16 protein-coding genes are annotated in these 16007 nt (G+C 47.1%); 9 read left to right on the top strand and 7 right to left on the bottom strand.

All coding sequences use genetic code 11. The features are described 5' to 3' along the window. Positions 1-36 precede the first annotated feature (36 nt). Entirely contained in the window at positions 37-1848 is a 1812-nt protein-coding gene (locus G459_RS0124310) for a glycoside hydrolase family 2 protein (protein ID WP_026969902.1), read from the bottom strand. A 26-nt stretch (positions 1849-1874) separates the two neighbouring features. Continuing rightward, on the bottom strand, positions 1875-2726 hold the full coding sequence (locus G459_RS0124315) for a hypothetical protein (RefSeq protein ID WP_026969903.1): 852 nt from the start codon (positions 2724-2726) through the stop codon (positions 1875-1877). A 180-nt stretch (positions 2727-2906) separates the two neighbouring features. Here G459_RS0124315 and G459_RS0124320 point away from each other — a divergent pair, with 180 nt between their 5' ends. After that, positions 2907-4637, top strand: coding sequence for a phospho-sugar mutase (locus tag G459_RS0124320; RefSeq protein ID WP_026969904.1), 1731 nt, complete (start codon positions 2907-2909; stop codon positions 4635-4637). Positions 4638-4718: 81 nt separating this feature from the next. Here G459_RS0124320 and G459_RS0124325 read toward each other — a convergent pair whose 3' ends face one another. Next, a complete protein-coding gene (locus G459_RS0124325) occupies positions 4719-5663 on the bottom strand; it encodes a succinylglutamate desuccinylase/aspartoacylase family protein (protein ID WP_026969905.1) in 945 nt (314 codons plus the stop codon). A 77-nt stretch (positions 5664-5740) separates the two neighbouring features. On the opposite strand from G459_RS0124325, the gene murB reads away from it, so the two are divergent. After that, positions 5741-6754, top strand: a complete 1014-nt coding sequence (gene murB / locus G459_RS0124330) for a UDP-N-acetylmuramate dehydrogenase (protein WP_026969906.1) — start codon at positions 5741-5743, stop codon at positions 6752-6754. Here murB and G459_RS0124335 read toward each other — a convergent pair. Then, positions 6751-7233 carry a deoxycytidylate deaminase gene (locus tag G459_RS0124335; protein ID WP_026969907.1) on the bottom strand — a complete coding sequence of 161 codons (483 nt, stop codon included), beginning with the start codon at positions 7231-7233 and terminating at the stop codon, positions 6751-6753. The genes murB and G459_RS0124335 overlap by 4 nt on opposite strands. Before the next feature lie 106 nt (positions 7234-7339). Here G459_RS0124335 and G459_RS0124340 point away from each other — a divergent pair, with 106 nt between their 5' ends. The 6 genes from G459_RS0124340 (at position 7340) to G459_RS0124365 (ending at position 10115) form a co-directional block, all read left to right on the top strand. Further along, positions 7340-7939 (top strand): DUF4136 domain-containing protein, encoded by a 600-nt coding sequence (locus tag G459_RS0124340; RefSeq protein ID WP_169725068.1) that lies wholly within the window; start codon positions 7340-7342, stop codon positions 7937-7939. Between the two features lies 1 nt (position 7940). Beyond that, the gene (locus G459_RS0124345) at positions 7941-8252 is read left to right on the top strand and encodes an Mpo1-like protein (RefSeq protein ID WP_026969909.1); all 312 of its coding nucleotides are present in this window, start codon (positions 7941-7943) and stop codon (positions 8250-8252) included. 114 nt (positions 8253-8366) lie between these two features. Further along, positions 8367-8723, top strand: a complete 357-nt coding sequence (locus tag G459_RS0124350; RefSeq protein WP_026969910.1) for a response regulator — start codon at positions 8367-8369, stop codon at positions 8721-8723. Positions 8724-9174: 451 nt separating this feature from the next. Continuing rightward, positions 9175-9372: a hypothetical protein gene (locus tag G459_RS0124355; RefSeq protein WP_026969911.1), complete on the top strand. Its 198-nt coding sequence runs from the start codon at positions 9175-9177 to the stop codon at positions 9370-9372. A 96-nt stretch (positions 9373-9468) separates the two neighbouring features. Beyond that, a complete protein-coding gene (locus G459_RS30065) occupies positions 9469-9618 on the top strand; it encodes a hypothetical protein (protein WP_157373451.1) in 150 nt (49 codons plus the stop codon). A gap of 59 nt (positions 9619-9677) precedes the next feature. After that, entirely contained in the window at positions 9678-10115 is a 438-nt protein-coding gene (locus tag G459_RS0124365) for a DUF6526 family protein (protein WP_026969912.1), read from the top strand. Here G459_RS0124365 and G459_RS0124370 read toward each other — a convergent pair. The 3 genes from G459_RS0124370 to G459_RS0124380 form a co-directional block, all read right to left on the bottom strand. Next, positions 10112-11218, bottom strand: coding sequence for a glycerate kinase (locus tag G459_RS0124370; RefSeq protein WP_026969913.1), 1107 nt, complete (start codon positions 11216-11218; stop codon positions 10112-10114). The genes G459_RS0124365 and G459_RS0124370 overlap by 4 nt on opposite strands. Next, positions 11218-12570 (bottom strand): alanine/glycine:cation symporter family protein, encoded by a 1353-nt coding sequence (locus G459_RS0124375; RefSeq protein ID WP_026969914.1) that lies wholly within the window; start codon positions 12568-12570, stop codon positions 11218-11220. Before G459_RS0124375 ends, G459_RS0124370 begins: the two co-directional genes overlap by 1 nt. 146 nt (positions 12571-12716) lie before the next feature. Next, on the bottom strand, positions 12717-14309 hold the full coding sequence (locus tag G459_RS0124380; protein ID WP_026969915.1) for a beta-N-acetylhexosaminidase: 1593 nt from the start codon (positions 14307-14309) through the stop codon (positions 12717-12719). 232 nt (positions 14310-14541) lie between these two features. Between G459_RS0124380 and G459_RS0124385 the strand changes: the two genes are divergently transcribed. Next, positions 14542-16002, top strand: a complete 1461-nt coding sequence (locus tag G459_RS0124385) for a Gfo/Idh/MocA family protein (RefSeq protein ID WP_026969916.1) — start codon at positions 14542-14544, stop codon at positions 16000-16002. The last annotated feature ends 5 nt before the right edge of the window (positions 16003-16007 follow it).

The raw sequence follows: 16007 nt of genomic DNA on the forward strand, positions 1-16007 counted from the left end.
GAGCTGAAACGCTACTCCGTTTTCTCCTATCCCGCCTCACTTATACAGCTTCTCGTGGAGCTTTTTGAGCTCCTCCGTCGGGATCTTGATGATCTTTCGGTCATAGGTCATGATCCCATTGGTTTCCACTTCCACGTCGGTCGTCTGCGTGTAGATTGCGGCAGCCAAGCCTTTTGGAATCAGTTCCGCTAAGTCCTCAATCAGGATCGCATAGCGGGATTTCAACTCCTCCATCGTAGTAAAGCTCTGATAGCCCCAGTTATCCTTCAGCTGCCAAGTATGCCCTTCGATGGGCAAGCCTAAGCCCCCATATTCACCCAAGACCAAGATAGATTGGCTTCCAAAGATCGCCGGATCGGGCATCACGGGGTCGGGATAGTTATGTAAATCCATGATGTCGCCGACGATCTGTGTCCCTTCCATCTCGAAGTTTCCACCGCTTGCGCTGTTGATCAATCGACTTGCGTCTAGTTCCTTGGTCAGATTGACGATCTCCGTTGTTTTGAACTGACCCCAAGCTTCATTGAACGGAACCCAAACCACAATGGACGGGAAAAACCTAAACTCGCTGATGATCTCTTTCCACTCAGTCTTGAATATTTCCTCTGACTCGGGAGTGCGCTCTTTATTCATCCCTTCACGGATGATCCCCGGTCGGACTTCCCAGCGATTGCCCATATCGCCGCTTGGCATATCCTGCCACACCAGCATCCCAAGCTTGTCCGCATGGTAATACCAGCGCGCCGGCTCCACCTTCACATGCTTTCGGATCATATTGAAGCCCATTTCTTTGGTCTTTTCAATGTCAAAAAGAAGCGCCTCGTCCGTCGGTGCAGTGTAGAGTCCATCAGGCCACCAGCCTTGATCAAGTGGGCCATATTGAAAGAGCGGCTTTCCGTTCAGAAACATTCGTTGATGACCGTCCGCTCCCTTGGCCATTCGGATATCGCGGTAAGCTGCATACGATTTGACTTCTTCGATGAGTTTTTTTCCTTGGAAAAGCTTGATCGAAACTTCGTAAAGCGTCGGCGAATCCGGTGACCAAGCTTTCGGATTTTCGATTTTTACCGGAGCAGGTTTGTTGGCTTTGGCCCGGAAGGAGGCGATTACTTCACCCGCTTCCAGAATACTCACCTCTACTTCTTGACCTTCTTGTGAATTTTCGACCTCTGGATAAAAGACCTGAACACCATTCTCCCAATCGGTCTGCGAATAGCTGGATGCGATAAACGATTCGGATACAGTCTCCAACCAGACGGTCTGCCAGATCCCGGTCACCGGAGTGTACCAGATTCCTTTCGGTTCTTTGACTTGCTTGCCTCTTGGCTGTGGTCCGGAGTCGCTAGGGTCCCATACTCTTACCCGGATTTTTTGAGATTTTCCCTTGACCAAATGATCCGTAATGTCAAAGCTGAATCCGTCAAACCCGCCCTGATGTTTTCCAACCTGTTTATCGTTTACCCACACTTCCGCTTCCCAGTCTACTGCTCCAAAATTGAGCATGATCCGCTTTCCTTTTCTATCCAAGCTCAAATCAAAGGTACGCTCATACCAGAGCTCGTTGTCCGGACCGACAGTCGTCTGGACGCCTGACAGAAGGGATTCGACGGCAAAGGGAACGGTTATTTTTCCCGCGAATCCCGATTCTGGGCTGCTTCCCTTGGGTAAAATCGCAAAGTCCCATCTGCCGTTCAGATTTTGCCAAGCACTGCGAACCAGCTGGGGTCGGGGGTATTCCGGAAGTGGGGCTGAAGGGTTCATTTCCTCGGCCCAAGGCGTTTTCAGGGTATTCTGAGCATAGCTCCCAATGCAAAGTGAGAAAAATGCAAAAAAGAAAATTGATCGCATATTGAGTAAGTAAGTGAACGCTGAACTTATTGAAAATGAAACCAAAGAACAAGCGGATTTAAAGAATCGGATTTGCTCTTGAGGTTAACTTCAGACGGAGCTTGGGGCAAAAATACTGCCCGATTTCCAGTCAGATCCAAGAGAAACCCTAGGTCTGAATTGATTTCAGGAAAATTAGAATCTTGACTTTCAGCATTTCTCATTCCAAAAAAAATCCCGGGAGACTCCGCCCGGACGTCCACTGTGACAGACTCAAACTCGAGTTTCACGGATTGGATTGGTTGAAAAAAAACATTCTGCTTTTGTTCGACTGGCGGCTCAGAATGGCCAAAGGGCATGTAGTTTTCATTTTTCCAAACGCCATGCGCCCTGGACGATTGTGGCTGATTTCCCTCCCAGGATATCTGATTCAGTTGATAGTCCGGATAGTCAAAACCCAACCCAAGCCAACCGTTTGCCACAAAGTTGGATGTCGCGGTCGACGAAGCTTCCAACATCAGTTGACCGCTGGCTAAGACCGTCCAAGTCAGTGTTGCTGGCCAGGGTTTGTAGGAGGATTGGATCTGAATCGAGCCGTTCTTCAGCTTTTTCCAAGCCACCTTGCTGAACGTACTTTCATTTCCCTGCACTCCGGGAGCCTGCGAAAATGGCAAAACGTGCATTCCGACTTTCACTTTATCTAGGGTTCCTTTTGCTTTTCCAAAAACAAAAAGCCTCGATCCCACCGACACCTGAAGCTCACTGGTTGACTCCCTAACGGAGATCTGGTCAGCAGCGAAGTATTCCGTGCTGGAAGAGCTGGTCAGGTTTTTGAATATGGAGTCCTTGCCCAGTCCAAGCGGTAGCAGGAAAATCAAAATAAGGGAGCGGAAGAGCATATTCTCCTAAATCAGGGCAATTTCTGTCAGAAAGCAAATTCTACACAACTATATAAAAATCAATTCAAAACAAAAACACCACAAAGATTGGAATTAAAATTGTTCCCGATCATCGGCCGAGTAGTCTGGCAAATTTTGACATTTTGTATATCTTAGAACCACACTGAAATTTTTAAAGAAATGAGTTTAATCGACCCTGCTATCCTAAGCAAAGCCCAAAGCTGGCTGGATGGAAATGTGGATGCTGACACCAAAGCATCCATCAAGAAACTGATAAGTGAAAACCCGACGGAATTGGTGGATTCTTTCTATCAGGATCTGGAGTTTGGCACAGGCGGATTGAGAGGGCTGATGGGAGTCGGCACCAACCGGATGAATGTCTACACCATCGGCATGGCTACCCAGGGGCTGGCAAATTACCTGCTGCAGTCTTTCCCCGGACAGGAGATCAAAGTCGCGATCACTCACGACTGTCGGATCAATAACACGCTCTTTGCGACGACGACTGCAAATGTCCTGACTGCGAACGGGATCAAGGTTCTTTATTTCAGAGAGATGAGACCTACACCGATGCTTTCTTTCGCAGTGAGACACTACGGCTGCAAAAGTGGCGTGATGATCACGGCTTCCCACAATCCGAAAGAGTACAACGGCTACAAGGCGTATTGGGAAGACGGCGCGCAGGTAGTGGCGCCGCACGACACCAACATCATCAAGGAAGTGCAGAAAATCACCTCATTTGACCAGGTAAACTGGGACAAAAACGACGCGCTATTCCAGTACATCGAAGAAGATTTTGACGCGATCTATCTTGATCTGGTGAAGGCTTTGAGCCTCTCTCCAGACGCGATTCAAGCGCAGAAATCCATGCCGATTGTCTTTTCTCCGATCCATGGAGCCTCCGGCAAAATGGTGCCAGCGGCTTTAAAAGCTTACGGATTTGACAACGTCCATATCGTCAAGGAACAAGCAGAACCGGATGGCACCTTTCCAACTGTGATCTATCCCAACCCTGAGGAAGCGGAAGCGCTGACGATGGCCGTTGAATTGGGCAAAAAAGTAAAGGCCGAATTGGTACTCGCCTGCGACCCAGACGGAGACCGCTATGCGGCAGTCGTTCCCAATGAAAAGGGAGAATACGAATTGCTTAACGGCAATCAGACCGGAGCGATGATCAGCTACTACCTGCTCAACAAGTGGAAAGAGGCGGGCAAACTCGACGGAAACCAGTTTATGGTCAACACTATCGTGACCACCGAACTGATCAATACGATAGCGGCCGGATTTGGGGTCAAATGCTTCAATGTGTTGACCGGCTTCAAAAATATCGCAGCCATCATCCTACAACTGGAAGGAAAAGAAACCTTTATCGGCGGCGGAGAGGAATCTTACGGCTATCTGGTCGGAGATTTTGTGAGAGATAAGGATGCGGTAAGCGCCGCGGCGATCTTTGCAGAGCTAGTCGCCTACTACAAAACCAAAGGGATGAGCGTCATTGACCTGATGGCTAAGATTTATTCGGAATTTGGGTTCTACAAAGAGTCACTGATCTCAGTGACCAAAAAAGGGAAAGACGGCGCCGAGCAGATCCAGGCCTTGATGAATGGATTCCGAACCAATCCACCATCCCAAATGAACGGCGTCGATGTAGAGCGTGTCGTGGATGTGAAAAACTCGACCATCACTCACGTCAAGTCCGGCAAAGTTGAAAAACTGGACATGGACAAGTCCAACGTAATGCAATTCTACCTCGCTGACGGCAGCAAGATCTCTGCCCGTCCATCCGGTACCGAGCCAAAGATCAAGTATTACTTCTCAGTCAACGAGCCTCTCTCCGCTCCTTCTGATTATCGGAATGTAGAGGCAAAATTGGCAGAAAGACTGGAAGGTTTGAAAAACTACTTCAGCTAATCAAATTCAAACCATAAAATCGAAAGCACCGGGAGATCGGTGCTTTTTTTTTGAGCTTTTGCAAAACAGGAATCAATTCGATTATTCTTTGCCGATGTGAACGATGGCATCTCCGACATTGATCACCGGATTGTTGTTGAGTCCGATCACATGACCATTTGTGGTTGCTTTCACAGGCACAATCACCTGGCCGTAAGGATCTGATATCCGGGCAATAATCTGTCCTTTTCTCACCGAATCTCCGAGCTTCACCGAAGAATAGAAAATCCCGGAAGCTCTGGCACGCGTCCATTCGCTTTCTTTCAGGATAATGGTTTCCTGCGCTGCCGGAGGGAATTCCAGCATCTCCAAAAAATTCAACAATCGCTTGGTCCCGCTGATTCCCTCTTCAATTGCGTAATTGTCAAGACGCATCGACTCCCCACCTTCAAAGACCAAAATATGCTTCCTGGCCTTATAGGCTGTCTTTCTGAAAGATTTCTCAATCGGCTTTGAGTTGACGATAAAATGCGTCCCAAAGGCCTTAGCCAGATCCAAGCCCACTTTGTCTTTGAAGTCCACCCGAATTTGCGGGTGATTGCTAAGCATCCTTCCTCCCGTGTGGAAATCAATTCCAAAGTCGATCTGTGGGATGATCTCCTCATTGAGAATGTAGGCAATGCGGGAGGCCAGCGAGCCTTTCTTGCTTCCGGGAAAACTCCGGTTCAGATCTCTTCCGTCCGGAAATGTGCGGCTGTTGGATAGAAATCCGTAAATGTTCACCAGTGGAATGATAATGAGCGTCCCCTTCAGCAACTCCAATCCCTGATCAAATTCTTCCAACAGCTTTTTAGCCGTCACTACCCCGTTGATTTCGTCACCGTGAACGCCTCCTGAGATCAGCACGACAGGACCTTCTTTTTTGGAAGACCGGATAAAAATCGGCAAATCGATGAGCGTGTGAGTCGGAAGTTTGGCAATGGGCAATTCGATGTTGACTGACTGACCGGGCCTGACGCGGACACCGTTAATCTGAACTTCTTTCATGAAATGGGCTGGCAGATTGGGGTTTCATTTCACATTGGCTCAAAATCTTGCTTATTTCGCAGGACAAGCCAAGGCTCATGAATATACAAGAAAACATTTCTTTAAAGTCACTCAACACGTTTGGTTTTGACCAAAATGCTCTTTTTTTCACAGCGGCTGACTCCGTAGAAAGCCTAAAATCAGCCTTAACATGGGCTAAGGAAAAGGAACTTCAAGTGTTAATTCTTGGCGGCGGCAGTAATATTCTTCTCACTCAGGACTTTGTCGGGCTGGTGATCAAAGTAGAGATGAGAGGAATACAGCTTGTCGGGGAAGACGAAAATCACCTTTGGGTCAAAGTCGGTGCTGGTGAGGTTTGGCATGACTTGGTTTGTTATGCGATCGAAAGAAACTGGGCAGGCATCGAAAACCTATCCCTCATCCCGGGCACTGTAGGAGCCTCTCCCATGCAAAATATTGGAGCCTATGGTGTGGAGATCAAGGATATTTTCGACAGTCTGGAAGCCATGAACAGGTCCACGCTGGAGATGGAAACGTTCTCTCATGGGGCCTGTCAGTTTGGCTATCGGGAGAGCGTCTTCAAAAACAAGTTGAAGAATCAGTACGTCATCTGCTCGGTTACTTTCAAGCTGAATAAGAGCCCGAATTTTCAGGTAGAATACGGCGCTATTCAGGATGTTTTGAGACAAAAAGGAATCGAAAAGCTTACAATCAACGCGGTCAGCGAAGCGGTGATCGAGATACGCCAGTCCAAGCTCCCAGATCCAAGAGTGATCGGAAATGCGGGTTCTTTCTTCAAAAACCCAACAATCCCCCAAAATCAATACGCCGACTTACAGGCTAGATTCCCGGGAATCCCAGGATACCCAAGCGAGGCTGGAGTAAAAGTCCCGGCGGGCTGGCTCATTGAGCAGGCCGGCTGGAAAGGGTTTAAGTCCGGAGATGTCGGTGTCCACGCCAAACAGGCCTTAGTCTTGGTCAACTATGGAGATGGGCACGGGTCGGAGGTCAGGGTTTTGTCCGAACAAATTCGGCAATCAATCCGGGAGAAATTCGGGATTGAGCTCAGCCCCGAGGTGAATTTTATTTAAACCAAATGATCGTAAGTCACCAGTTCCTTTGAATACTTTTCGACCTCTACTCCGAATTTTCGAAGAAAATCCACGCCTTCATCGCTTCCTATTCCTTTGTATTCAGCGTAGGAAAACAGGTAAACCACTTTAGAAATCCCCATTGAAAAGATGATCCTCGAGCAGGCGAGGCATGGGGACAAAGTCACATAGAGCGTCGAACCGTCTACCGAAGTGTTATTTTTTACCGCGTAGAGAATGGCATTCTGCTCAGCGTGAAGAGCCAGCGAGCAGCTTCCCTTGCTGTCACGGGCACATCCTGATTCAGGAAACTCCACGTCACAATTGTGCGTACCGGCTGGTGGGCCGTTATATCCGATGGAAATAATCCGGGTATCCTTGGTCAAAACTGCCCCCACATGCTTCTTGATGCAATGCGAACGCTTGGCAAGATTAACCGCCAGTTCCATGAAAATATCGTCAAAATCAGGCTTGCTCATGAAAATGAATTTGGCAAAAATAACAATCCTGCCCGGTGTGGGGAAATTTTCTGAATAAAGGCTTCTATTTTTCCGTTAAGGAAGAAAAACTATCTTCAGTCATTCTATGAGGTTCCAAATCATAAATCAACCCAACGTAAAGCGGAAAATCCAGCACCTACTCGGCATCACAACTCTTATTCTTGCCACTTCCTGCAGTTCGATAGAAGTGTTCAAGGAAAACACCGAGATCCCGCTCGCCCGTCCCTACCAGACCTTTGTCATCATCAACGAAGAAGTCGGAATGAAGGGCTTTTCCTCCCAGTTTCTGGATGAGGTGGTCCAGATTCAGATTCGGGAGACTTTAGAAGAGGCCGGCCTGAAATACGATTCAAAACAGCCGGATTTGGTGATTCGCTACAATTCCAATGAAGATTCGCGACAGCGCGAAACAGTAAGTAACAACAACCCCTATCCCTATTGGGGTTATAGGGTCTACGATCCCTGGCGATACAACCCCTACAACACCACGACTGTCTCGACCAGCAACTATGAACTACTGCAAGTCATCGTTGATTTCATAGACCCCGCGCAGGACAAATTTCTGATGACACTGACAGGCGTCACAGAGGTCACCAATCCAAAGTATAAACAAAAAAAGGTAGAGAAAGCCCTAGACGCGGTGCTGAGCTCATTTCTGAGCCAGAATAAGTCGGATCAAAAATAAAATGGACAAGCGATACAGAACGCTCAAGGAATTCTATCCCCATTATCTGGAGGAGCATCGGCACCCCATTTCCCGGGTTCTCCATTTCGTAGGGACTGGCTTGCTGTTCGTTATTCTTGGTGCATCCGTCTTTTCTGGAAATTATATATGGCTGATTTCCATCCCGTTGGTAGGGTACGGCTTTGCTTGGATGGGTCATTTCTTTTTTGAAAAAAACAAACCCGCAACCTTCCAATACCCGCTGTTCAGCTTAGCTTCTGACTTCATTTTATTTTTTGAGCTGCTGGTGGGGAAAGAAAAATTCCGAGGCTGAAACTAATTTATTTGAATCTGCCGATTTTTTATGGCAGAGGATTTGCAGTTGATAGATTTAATTATACTTTTGTATAGTTAATTATGTATTTCATTACGGAATTTTTGCATTTTGATGCTAACAATTGTTCTCATAGACGACGATCCCATCAGCACTTTTGTGACTGAAAAACTGATCTCCAAAAATGTAAAGGAGCCGTGTCAGTTTTTCAAGTACCAGAGTGCGAAGCTTGCCCTTGAGGAAATCAACGGCATCCGACCCAACTATCTCTTTCTGGATCTGAACATGCCGGAAATGAACGGATGGGACTTTCTCGATCGCTTCAAACCAGAGTACCAAGATGCCCAGATATACATTTTGAGCAGTTCTGTGGACGAAAGAGACATCTCCAAAGCAAGCCAATACCTCCTCGTCAAAGAGTATCTATCAAAGCCGCTGATCAAGAAATACATCAAGACGATCTTTAACTGACCTCAAAAAAGTCAGTTTTTTTTTTGCTTCGGCTTTTCATTCCCGTTCTACTTTTGCGAAATTGGTATGAGTTGAAATCGTTAGCCCATGCCCAAGAATTATCGGAAACTGACCGAAGCAATCGAGATAACCGCAATAAAGCTGGCCTGGGGAGCGAGATATTAGGGAGTTTACTTCGGTGAGGGAAGTCGCGGAATTTCGTCCCAACAGCCCACACATTTCACCAAATCGGAAATCCACAGTTTATGTTGCTGAGAAAATAACTAAAGAAAGGATATCACCAGCTATCTGGATTTCTAGGCGAAAACCCTAAGAAACAAATGGATCAAAGAACACGAGCCGAAAATTGAATTGGCACCACGAAAAAAATTAAAGTTGCCAGTATTGGTGTAATTGTTTTTTTGGCTTATTTCGTATCAATAAAATCAATAAAACCCCTTTTAAGACAGCCATGGAGGATTTTGAAGAAGAATTCGATGAAGTTGATGACTTCGAAGAAGAAGACGAGTTCGAAGCCGAATTTGAAGACGAGTATGATCTCGATGAAGACAGTGATCTGGACAGTATCGTAGACTTCGATGAAGAAGACGAAGATATAGACGACGCTGAGGATTTTGAAGACGAGGAATTTGACGATGATTTGGATTAAATCATCCAATATCGTGCGTCGGAGTTAGGATCGGCTTTGTAAAATCAGCTGCCAGCTTTATCTTCGCACATCCATCCGAATTTCAACAAACAAGAAATGATACTACTAGATATTTTCAGCTCGCCCATCATGTCAGGAGCTCAACTGTTTCTGCTGATCGTGTGTACACTTATTGGACTTGGTGCAGGCATCTCAGCAGTGGATGTCAGAAGTACTTTCTCCAAGAAAAAGAAAGCTGATCATTGATCAATTTACAATATTGTTAAAGGAGGCTTGGCCTCCTTTTTTTTTACCCATTCCACTCTATGAAAACCCAAAACTATAAAAATCACGCCCGAGTCTATCCACTTCACCATTTGGTGATTACTCCGATGACTTTGATTTTTCTGGGCTGGACCGTGTACCGTATGGATTTTAGTACCTCAGAAAGCACTTGGACAGGCGTCTACTTTCTTTTAGGTGCCACTGTGCTGGCATTGCTTCCGCTCCTATCGAGGATTTACGCCATCAAAACCCAAAACAGAATTATCCTCGGGGAGATGAGACAGCGATATTTTCATCTCACCGGATCCCCTTTTTATTCTAAAGAGGCTCAGCTGGGTCTCAGCCAAATCATCGCCCTGAGATTCGCCGGCGATGAGGAATTAATCCATCTGATGGAAAAAGCAATCAAAGAGAGGTTGACACCTAAAGAAATCAAGCTTCAGGTCAAGAACTGGCAGGGTGACTATCGTCGAGTTTAGTCTAGCTTCCCTTCCAAAATTGCCAGATCAATTAGCCCGATGAGATTTTCCCGGGCTTTTTCTTTGAAGTCTGGAGCGGAAAAATCCAATTCAGGAAGCTCCAAAACCAAGTCAAAACCAGAATCTCTACCACCAGTACCAGAAGTGATTAATACGATCTTTTTTTGATTGGCTTTGGCCAAATTCAAAAGCTCGAAGCTCGCCTTGCCCTCATCGCTTTGGGTATCGTACTGCCCTTCGCCGGTGATGATCCAATCCGACTGGCGGACTTTCTCCTCCATCTTCACTAGGTCAAAGAAATAGGACGAGCCAAACTTTATCTCTGTATCAAAGAAGAATTGAAGTCCCATGGCCACTCCGCCGGCTGCTCCAAATCCCGGTTGATCAGTCCACTCTTTTTTCGATTTTTTGATAAGAAGTTCAAGTATCCGTTCACTCGACTTGCCAAAAGAATCCAGCTGATCGAAGTCAATTCCTTTTTGCGGCCCAAAGATCCGGACCGCTCCGTTTGCTCCCAAAAAAGGGCTTCTTACATCGCAGAGGCAGGTAAATTTGATTTTTGGTGTCGAAATAGCCCGCTGGACATGTTGCACTTTTTCTAAAAATCCCGGAGAAAACATCGGAATCTCCCGTCCGCTTTCATTCAGAAATAATAGGCCCAAGGCATTCAGAATTCCCGTACCCAGATCTACCGTAGCACTCCCTCCCAAGCCCAAAACAATCTCCTCCGCTCCTTTTTCCAGTGCTTTTAGGATGAGAATCCCTGTTCCATAAGTAGAGGTCACAGCTGGATTTTTCTGATGTTTTTCCAACACCCCGATTCCAGACGCCGTAGCAAGATCGAGATAGGCCTTATTTTGCGTCGCATCCCAACCAAAGTATCCGTAAATAGGTCGACCAACCGCATTGAGCGTCAGGACATGGATTTTCTCCAAACCCAACGAATCAATCAATAAGGCGCACGTGCCGTCACCTCCATCTGCTATCGGTTGGATCCAGCATTCTGCATCCGGTTTTTTGCCGAGTGTATCTGCAATCAACTTGGCTGCTTCATCTGCAGGTATCGTTCCCTTGAAAGCATTTGGAGCGACTAGGTACCGCATTATTTTTGGGCCTTCATTCTAGCAAAATAATCCTTCGATGCTGCCCGAACTTTTGGAGACAGATACAGCGCTGCGATCATATTGGGAAAAGCCATAACCGCATACATCCCGTCCACCAAGCTGACTACCACTTCCAGGCTAGCGACCGCACCGACTACGATCGTCGCCAAATAAAAATAATTATAGTACGATGCCTTATCCGCTCCAAATAAGTAACCGGTACATTTTTGACCGTAGTATGAATAGGTAAACATGGTAGAAAGCGCAAAAACCAGCACGGACAACATCAAAAGGTATTTCCCATAAACTGGGATCCCAACTTCAAATGCTTCCAAAGTCAATCTTACTCCATCATTCTCGGAGTTTTGCCAAACACCGGTCAACAAAATCACCAAAGCTGTCAGCGTACAAACTACAATCGTGTCCACAAATGGCCCGAGCATGGCAATCAGTCCTTCCCTGATGGGCTCCCGGTTTTTGGAAGCTCCGTGGACCATCGGTGCGGTACCAATCCCTGCTTCGTTGGAAAAAGCAGCCCGCCTGGCGCCGATCACGATCACCGACCCAACAGCTCCACCCATCGCTGCATTGCCCGTGAAAGCATCCACCACGACCAAACGCAGCATTTCCGGCACCTGTCCAAAATACTTAAAAACAACAAATAAAACCGTAACCATGTAGATCCCAACCATGAATGGGACCATCTTAGAGGCTACTGAGGCAATTCGCTGGATTCCTCCCAAGATAACAAAGGCCGTCATTCCCATCATTCCAAAACCGATTATCCAACGGTTTCGTACCGTTTCTTCCATCGTCTCAGGTTGGATCAACACAGCCTGAAGCACCGCCGTCAGTTGGTTTGCTTGGAAAATCGCAAGTAGTCCAGCTACTCCAGCTACACAAAAAATGACGGAAAGAAACTTCCATTTTTTCCCCATGCCTTCTTCGATGAAATACATCGGACCTCCTTGGATTTCGCCGGCACTGTCCTTACCCCGGTACATAATTGCCAGGCTACAGGTGTAGTATTTCGTCGCCATTCCCACAAATGCCGCCACCCACATCCAAAAGAGCGCGCCTGGCCCTCCCATGTTGATAGCGATCGCAACTCCGGAGATATTGCCCAATCCGACTGTGGCGGCGATAGCGGAAGAAAGCGCCTGAGCGGAAGAAATCTGCCCCGGAGCGAGGTCATCATCATATTTCCCCGTCAGTAGCTTGACAGCATGCCCCATCTTGGTGAAAGGAATAAAACCAGAGTGTATCAAAAAATAGGTTCCTCCTCCCAAAAGCAAAACCAAAATCGGCGGACCCCAGATCCAGTTGCTAAATGCTATTATAATATCTCCCATTGGAATTTCAGTGTTCTAATTTTAAGGCTCAGCCTGAATTTAGGTTCGATAATAGGCCCAATTTCGTCTAAATCAAAAATTAAAAGTAAGGATATAAAAATGCCCGGAGCCTTTTTGAAGCTCCGGGCAGATCTATCATCTAAGATTTACCAGGTTACTTTTGGGGATTTATAGTACCCTACGCCCTGGATATCCCATCTTTTGCCGTGGCCGGCAACCCGCTTACTATAGTTTTCCCAGCTTCTGCCTTCTTTCTTGGTCCAAGCAACCTCTGCGATAGCAGTGAGTCTCGGGAAAGCCAGATAATCTATGTCTGCTCTGTTGGTGACAGTTTCGGTCCAAAGCGGAGCTTCCACGCCGAGGATATTCTCCTTCGAAATCCCCTCAGCATACTCCGTCGGCTCCCACAGGTAGGCAGAGTCCAGCTCAATGTAAGCTGCCCAATGAAGACCGATCCTGCTGGTGCTGTCGTATTGCATATCCAGATACGCTTTCTTGGCAGGAGACATCAGTATCTGATTACCTTGATCCTTCGCCAGTTTGGCATTTTCTTCCAAGGCCCAGAATTGAGCTACATTCCCAGGAAGCAGTTTTGCGGTCGCCACTTCATCCCAGCCGATGCTGGTTTTCCCGTATTTGGAAACAATGTCCTGCACCCGCTCCACGAAGTAGATGTAGTCCGACTTTTCGGTCACATGAGATTCGTCTCCTCCAATATGGAAATACGGCCCCGGCGTAATTGCTGAGATCTCTCGCGCTACACTGTCAACAAATGCATAGGTCAACTCAGACTTCGACGAGAATGTACTCCAGCCTACCTCAATGCCCGTGTATAGTTCTGCTGCTTGTGGGACTTTCAGCTCCATTTCGTATTCCAAGGGAGCCTTGGTGACCGTAGTAAGATCGCCATCTGGCAAGTTTACCCCAGGATTCAGCTCGCCATAAGAAGCCAAAACAGCATTGGTATGGCCTGGCATATCTACCTCAGGGACGACCGTGATGAATCTTTCAGCAGCATAGGCCACAATCTCTTTGTATTGCTCTTGGGTGTAAAAACCTCCTTCTCCTCCTCCAACTTCGGTGCTACCACCGATTTCGGTCAATTTTGGCCAAGATTTGATCTCTATTCTCCAGCCTTGATCATCTGTCAGGTGAAGGTGCAGGTAGTTGAACTTGTAGACCGCCATCTGGTCGATGTAGTATTTCACGTCCTCTATGGAGATAAAATGTCTTGCGACATCCAACATCGAACCGCGATATCCGAACGTCGGCTCATCTTTGATGGAACCTGTGGGAATTGCCCAGTTTGCTGACTGCACGGTCGGGTTTACTATTTCCTTCGGAAAAAGCTGAAGCAAAGTCTGGACTCCGTAGAATAGACCTGCTTCACCGGAAGAAGTGATTTTAACCTCCTCTTCTGAAATCTGAATCTCATAAGACTCAGAAGCTTCACTTCCCGTCAATTCCAAAACAATCTGCCCAGCATCGGCTGAAACAGGCACATCAAACCCAGAAGCTGGACGGAGTTTTCCGGCCAGATGCTCTCCGATTGCAGTCAAATGTTCTCCTGAACCAACTAGTTTTATCCCTGTCTCGGGGGTCAAATTGAAGCTTCCCGATCCATTTGTTATTTCCTGTGGTAAAGGAATGATAGCCGAGTCTGAAAGTAGAGGGGACTCTTTACATGCTCCTAATCCAAGCACGCTTGCGACGAGTAGAGTCCAGATTGATTTTTTCATTTTGTGTGATTTTGGATAAACTTAATTGAAAATTTTAAAAATCTACTTTCCACAAACCAAATTAATTTTGAAATTAGACCCGGTCAAATTCGGAGTATAAAAACACTTTCGTCTAAGTGGCATCGACAAGAATAAAAAGGTGTCGACCATTTGTCATTTTTCTCTTCAAAGTGAATTTTAAATTACTTCTTTTGACAATTTGAAGTCTGTCTATTATCAACCTGAAATAATCATGGAAAACAAAGCTTCCAATCCGGAGAACTCCTCCAGAAGAAATTTTATCAAAGGCTCCGCTCTTGCTCTGGCAGGGTTCGCGATCGTCCCAAGACACGTGCTTGGCGGTCCGGGGTTCATCGCTCCCAGTGATCGGCTGAGAGTTGCCAGCATCGGTGTTGGCGGCATGGGAGGAGGCGACGTAGCCGGAATCTTCCGAAGCGGAAAAGTGGACATGATCGCACTTTGCGATGTGGACGATACCCGGGCCAAAAAAAGCCGTGAGGCTCATCCCAAAGCCACATATTATAAAGACTACCGCATTATGCTGGAGAAGGAAGAAAAAAACATCGACGCGGTGTCGGTGTCTACTCCTGACCACATGCATGCTGTGCAGGCGATGATGGCAATGAAAATGGGGAAACACGTGTACGTGCAAAAGCCGATGGCACACGACATCTACGAGGCGCGCATGCTTACCGAAGCCGCTGAAAAATACAAAGTGGTCACCCAAATGGGTAACCAAGGATCTTCCGGCGATGGAGTTCGCCAAATGGTAGAATGGTACGAGGCTGGAGTGATCGGCGAGGCGACCAAAGTATATTCTTGGACCGATCGCCCGGTATGGCCTCAGGGGATCCAATGGCCGACGACGCCAGTGACACCACCTGCTGATCTGGACTGGGATCTTTGGCTTGGTACGGCTCCTCAAAAAGATTACGTCGGCAACCTTGTCCCTTTCAATTGGAGAGGCTGGTGGGACTACGGAACGGGCGCCCTAGGTGACATGGCTTGTCACATCATGGAGCCTCCTTTCCGAGTCTTAGGACTTGGCTATCCCAAATCTGCCGAGTGTTCCGTCGGATCGGTATATGTCGGTGAGTTTAGCAGAGGATATTTCCCAGAGAGCTGCCCTCCTTCCTCACACATCACGCTTAGATTTGATAGGCCTGGAAAAGAGGATCTGGAATTCCACTGGATGGATGGCGGTATACAACCGACCAGACCTGAGGAACTTGAAGCAAATGAGATGATGGGTGACGGAGGAAACGGGGTGATCATCGAAGGTACCAAAGGCAAGATGATGTGCTCCACTTACGGTGCTAACCCCAAGCTGCTACCTACGAAAAGAACCCAGGAGGTGAGTGTTCCACAGACAGAATACCGAGTTCCACTCGGAGATCACGGTCACTATAACAATTGGGTGGATGCGTGCATCGCCGGTCATGGCTCCGAAGAATTCAAGAAACTCAGCTCACCTTTCTCAATAGCGGGTCCATTGACTGAAACTGTGTTGATGGGGAATCTAGCCATCCGAAGCTATGATTACAGAGTTAAAAAGGAAGGAACAGAAAACCAGTTTGACTATCCTGGAAGAGGAATCAAATTGCTGTGGGACGGTGCAGACATGAAAATCACCAATTTCGAGCCTGCAAATCAGTTTGTGAAGCGAACCTATCGCGGAGATCATTCTCTCTGACAATA

Origin of the sequence: Algoriphagus terrigena DSM 22685, assembly GCF_000429445.1 — a bacterium.
GTDB lineage: Bacteria > Bacteroidota > Bacteroidia > Cytophagales > Cyclobacteriaceae > Algoriphagus > Algoriphagus terrigena.

Bases quoted from the DNA above. Each gene is read 5' to 3' on its own strand.
- G459_RS0124310 (WP_026969902.1), bottom strand. From the start codon at position 1,848: ATGCGATCAATTTTCTTTTTTGCATTTTTCTCACTTTGCATTGGGAGC.
- G459_RS0124315 (WP_026969903.1), bottom strand. From the start codon at position 2,726: ATGCTCTTCCGCTCCCTTATTTTGATTTTCCTGCTACCGCTTGGACTG.
- G459_RS0124320 (WP_026969904.1), top strand. From the start codon at position 2,907: ATGAGTTTAATCGACCCTGCTATCCTAAGCAAAGCCCAAAGCTGGCTG.
- G459_RS0124325 (WP_026969905.1), bottom strand. From the start codon at position 5,663: ATGAAAGAAGTTCAGATTAACGGTGTCCGCGTCAGGCCCGGTCAGTCA.
- murB (WP_026969906.1), top strand. From the start codon at position 5,741: ATGAATATACAAGAAAACATTTCTTTAAAGTCACTCAACACGTTTGGT.
- G459_RS0124335 (WP_026969907.1), bottom strand. From the start codon at position 7,233: ATGAGCAAGCCTGATTTTGACGATATTTTCATGGAACTGGCGGTTAAT.
- G459_RS0124340 (WP_169725068.1), top strand. From the start codon at position 7,340: ATGAGGTTCCAAATCATAAATCAACCCAACGTAAAGCGGAAAATCCAG.
- G459_RS0124345 (WP_026969909.1), top strand. From the start codon at position 7,941: ATGGACAAGCGATACAGAACGCTCAAGGAATTCTATCCCCATTATCTG.
- G459_RS0124350 (WP_026969910.1), top strand. From the start codon at position 8,367: ATGCTAACAATTGTTCTCATAGACGACGATCCCATCAGCACTTTTGTG.
- G459_RS0124355 (WP_026969911.1), top strand. From the start codon at position 9,175: ATGGAGGATTTTGAAGAAGAATTCGATGAAGTTGATGACTTCGAAGAA.
- G459_RS30065 (WP_157373451.1), top strand. From the start codon at position 9,469: ATGATACTACTAGATATTTTCAGCTCGCCCATCATGTCAGGAGCTCAA.
- G459_RS0124365 (WP_026969912.1), top strand. From the start codon at position 9,678: ATGAAAACCCAAAACTATAAAAATCACGCCCGAGTCTATCCACTTCAC.
- G459_RS0124370 (WP_026969913.1), bottom strand. From the start codon at position 11,218: ATGCGGTACCTAGTCGCTCCAAATGCTTTCAAGGGAACGATACCTGCA.
- G459_RS0124375 (WP_026969914.1), bottom strand. From the start codon at position 12,570: ATGGGAGATATTATAATAGCATTTAGCAACTGGATCTGGGGTCCGCCG.
- G459_RS0124380 (WP_026969915.1), bottom strand. From the start codon at position 14,309: ATGAAAAAATCAATCTGGACTCTACTCGTCGCAAGCGTGCTTGGATTA.
- G459_RS0124385 (WP_026969916.1), top strand. From the start codon at position 14,542: ATGGAAAACAAAGCTTCCAATCCGGAGAACTCCTCCAGAAGAAATTTT.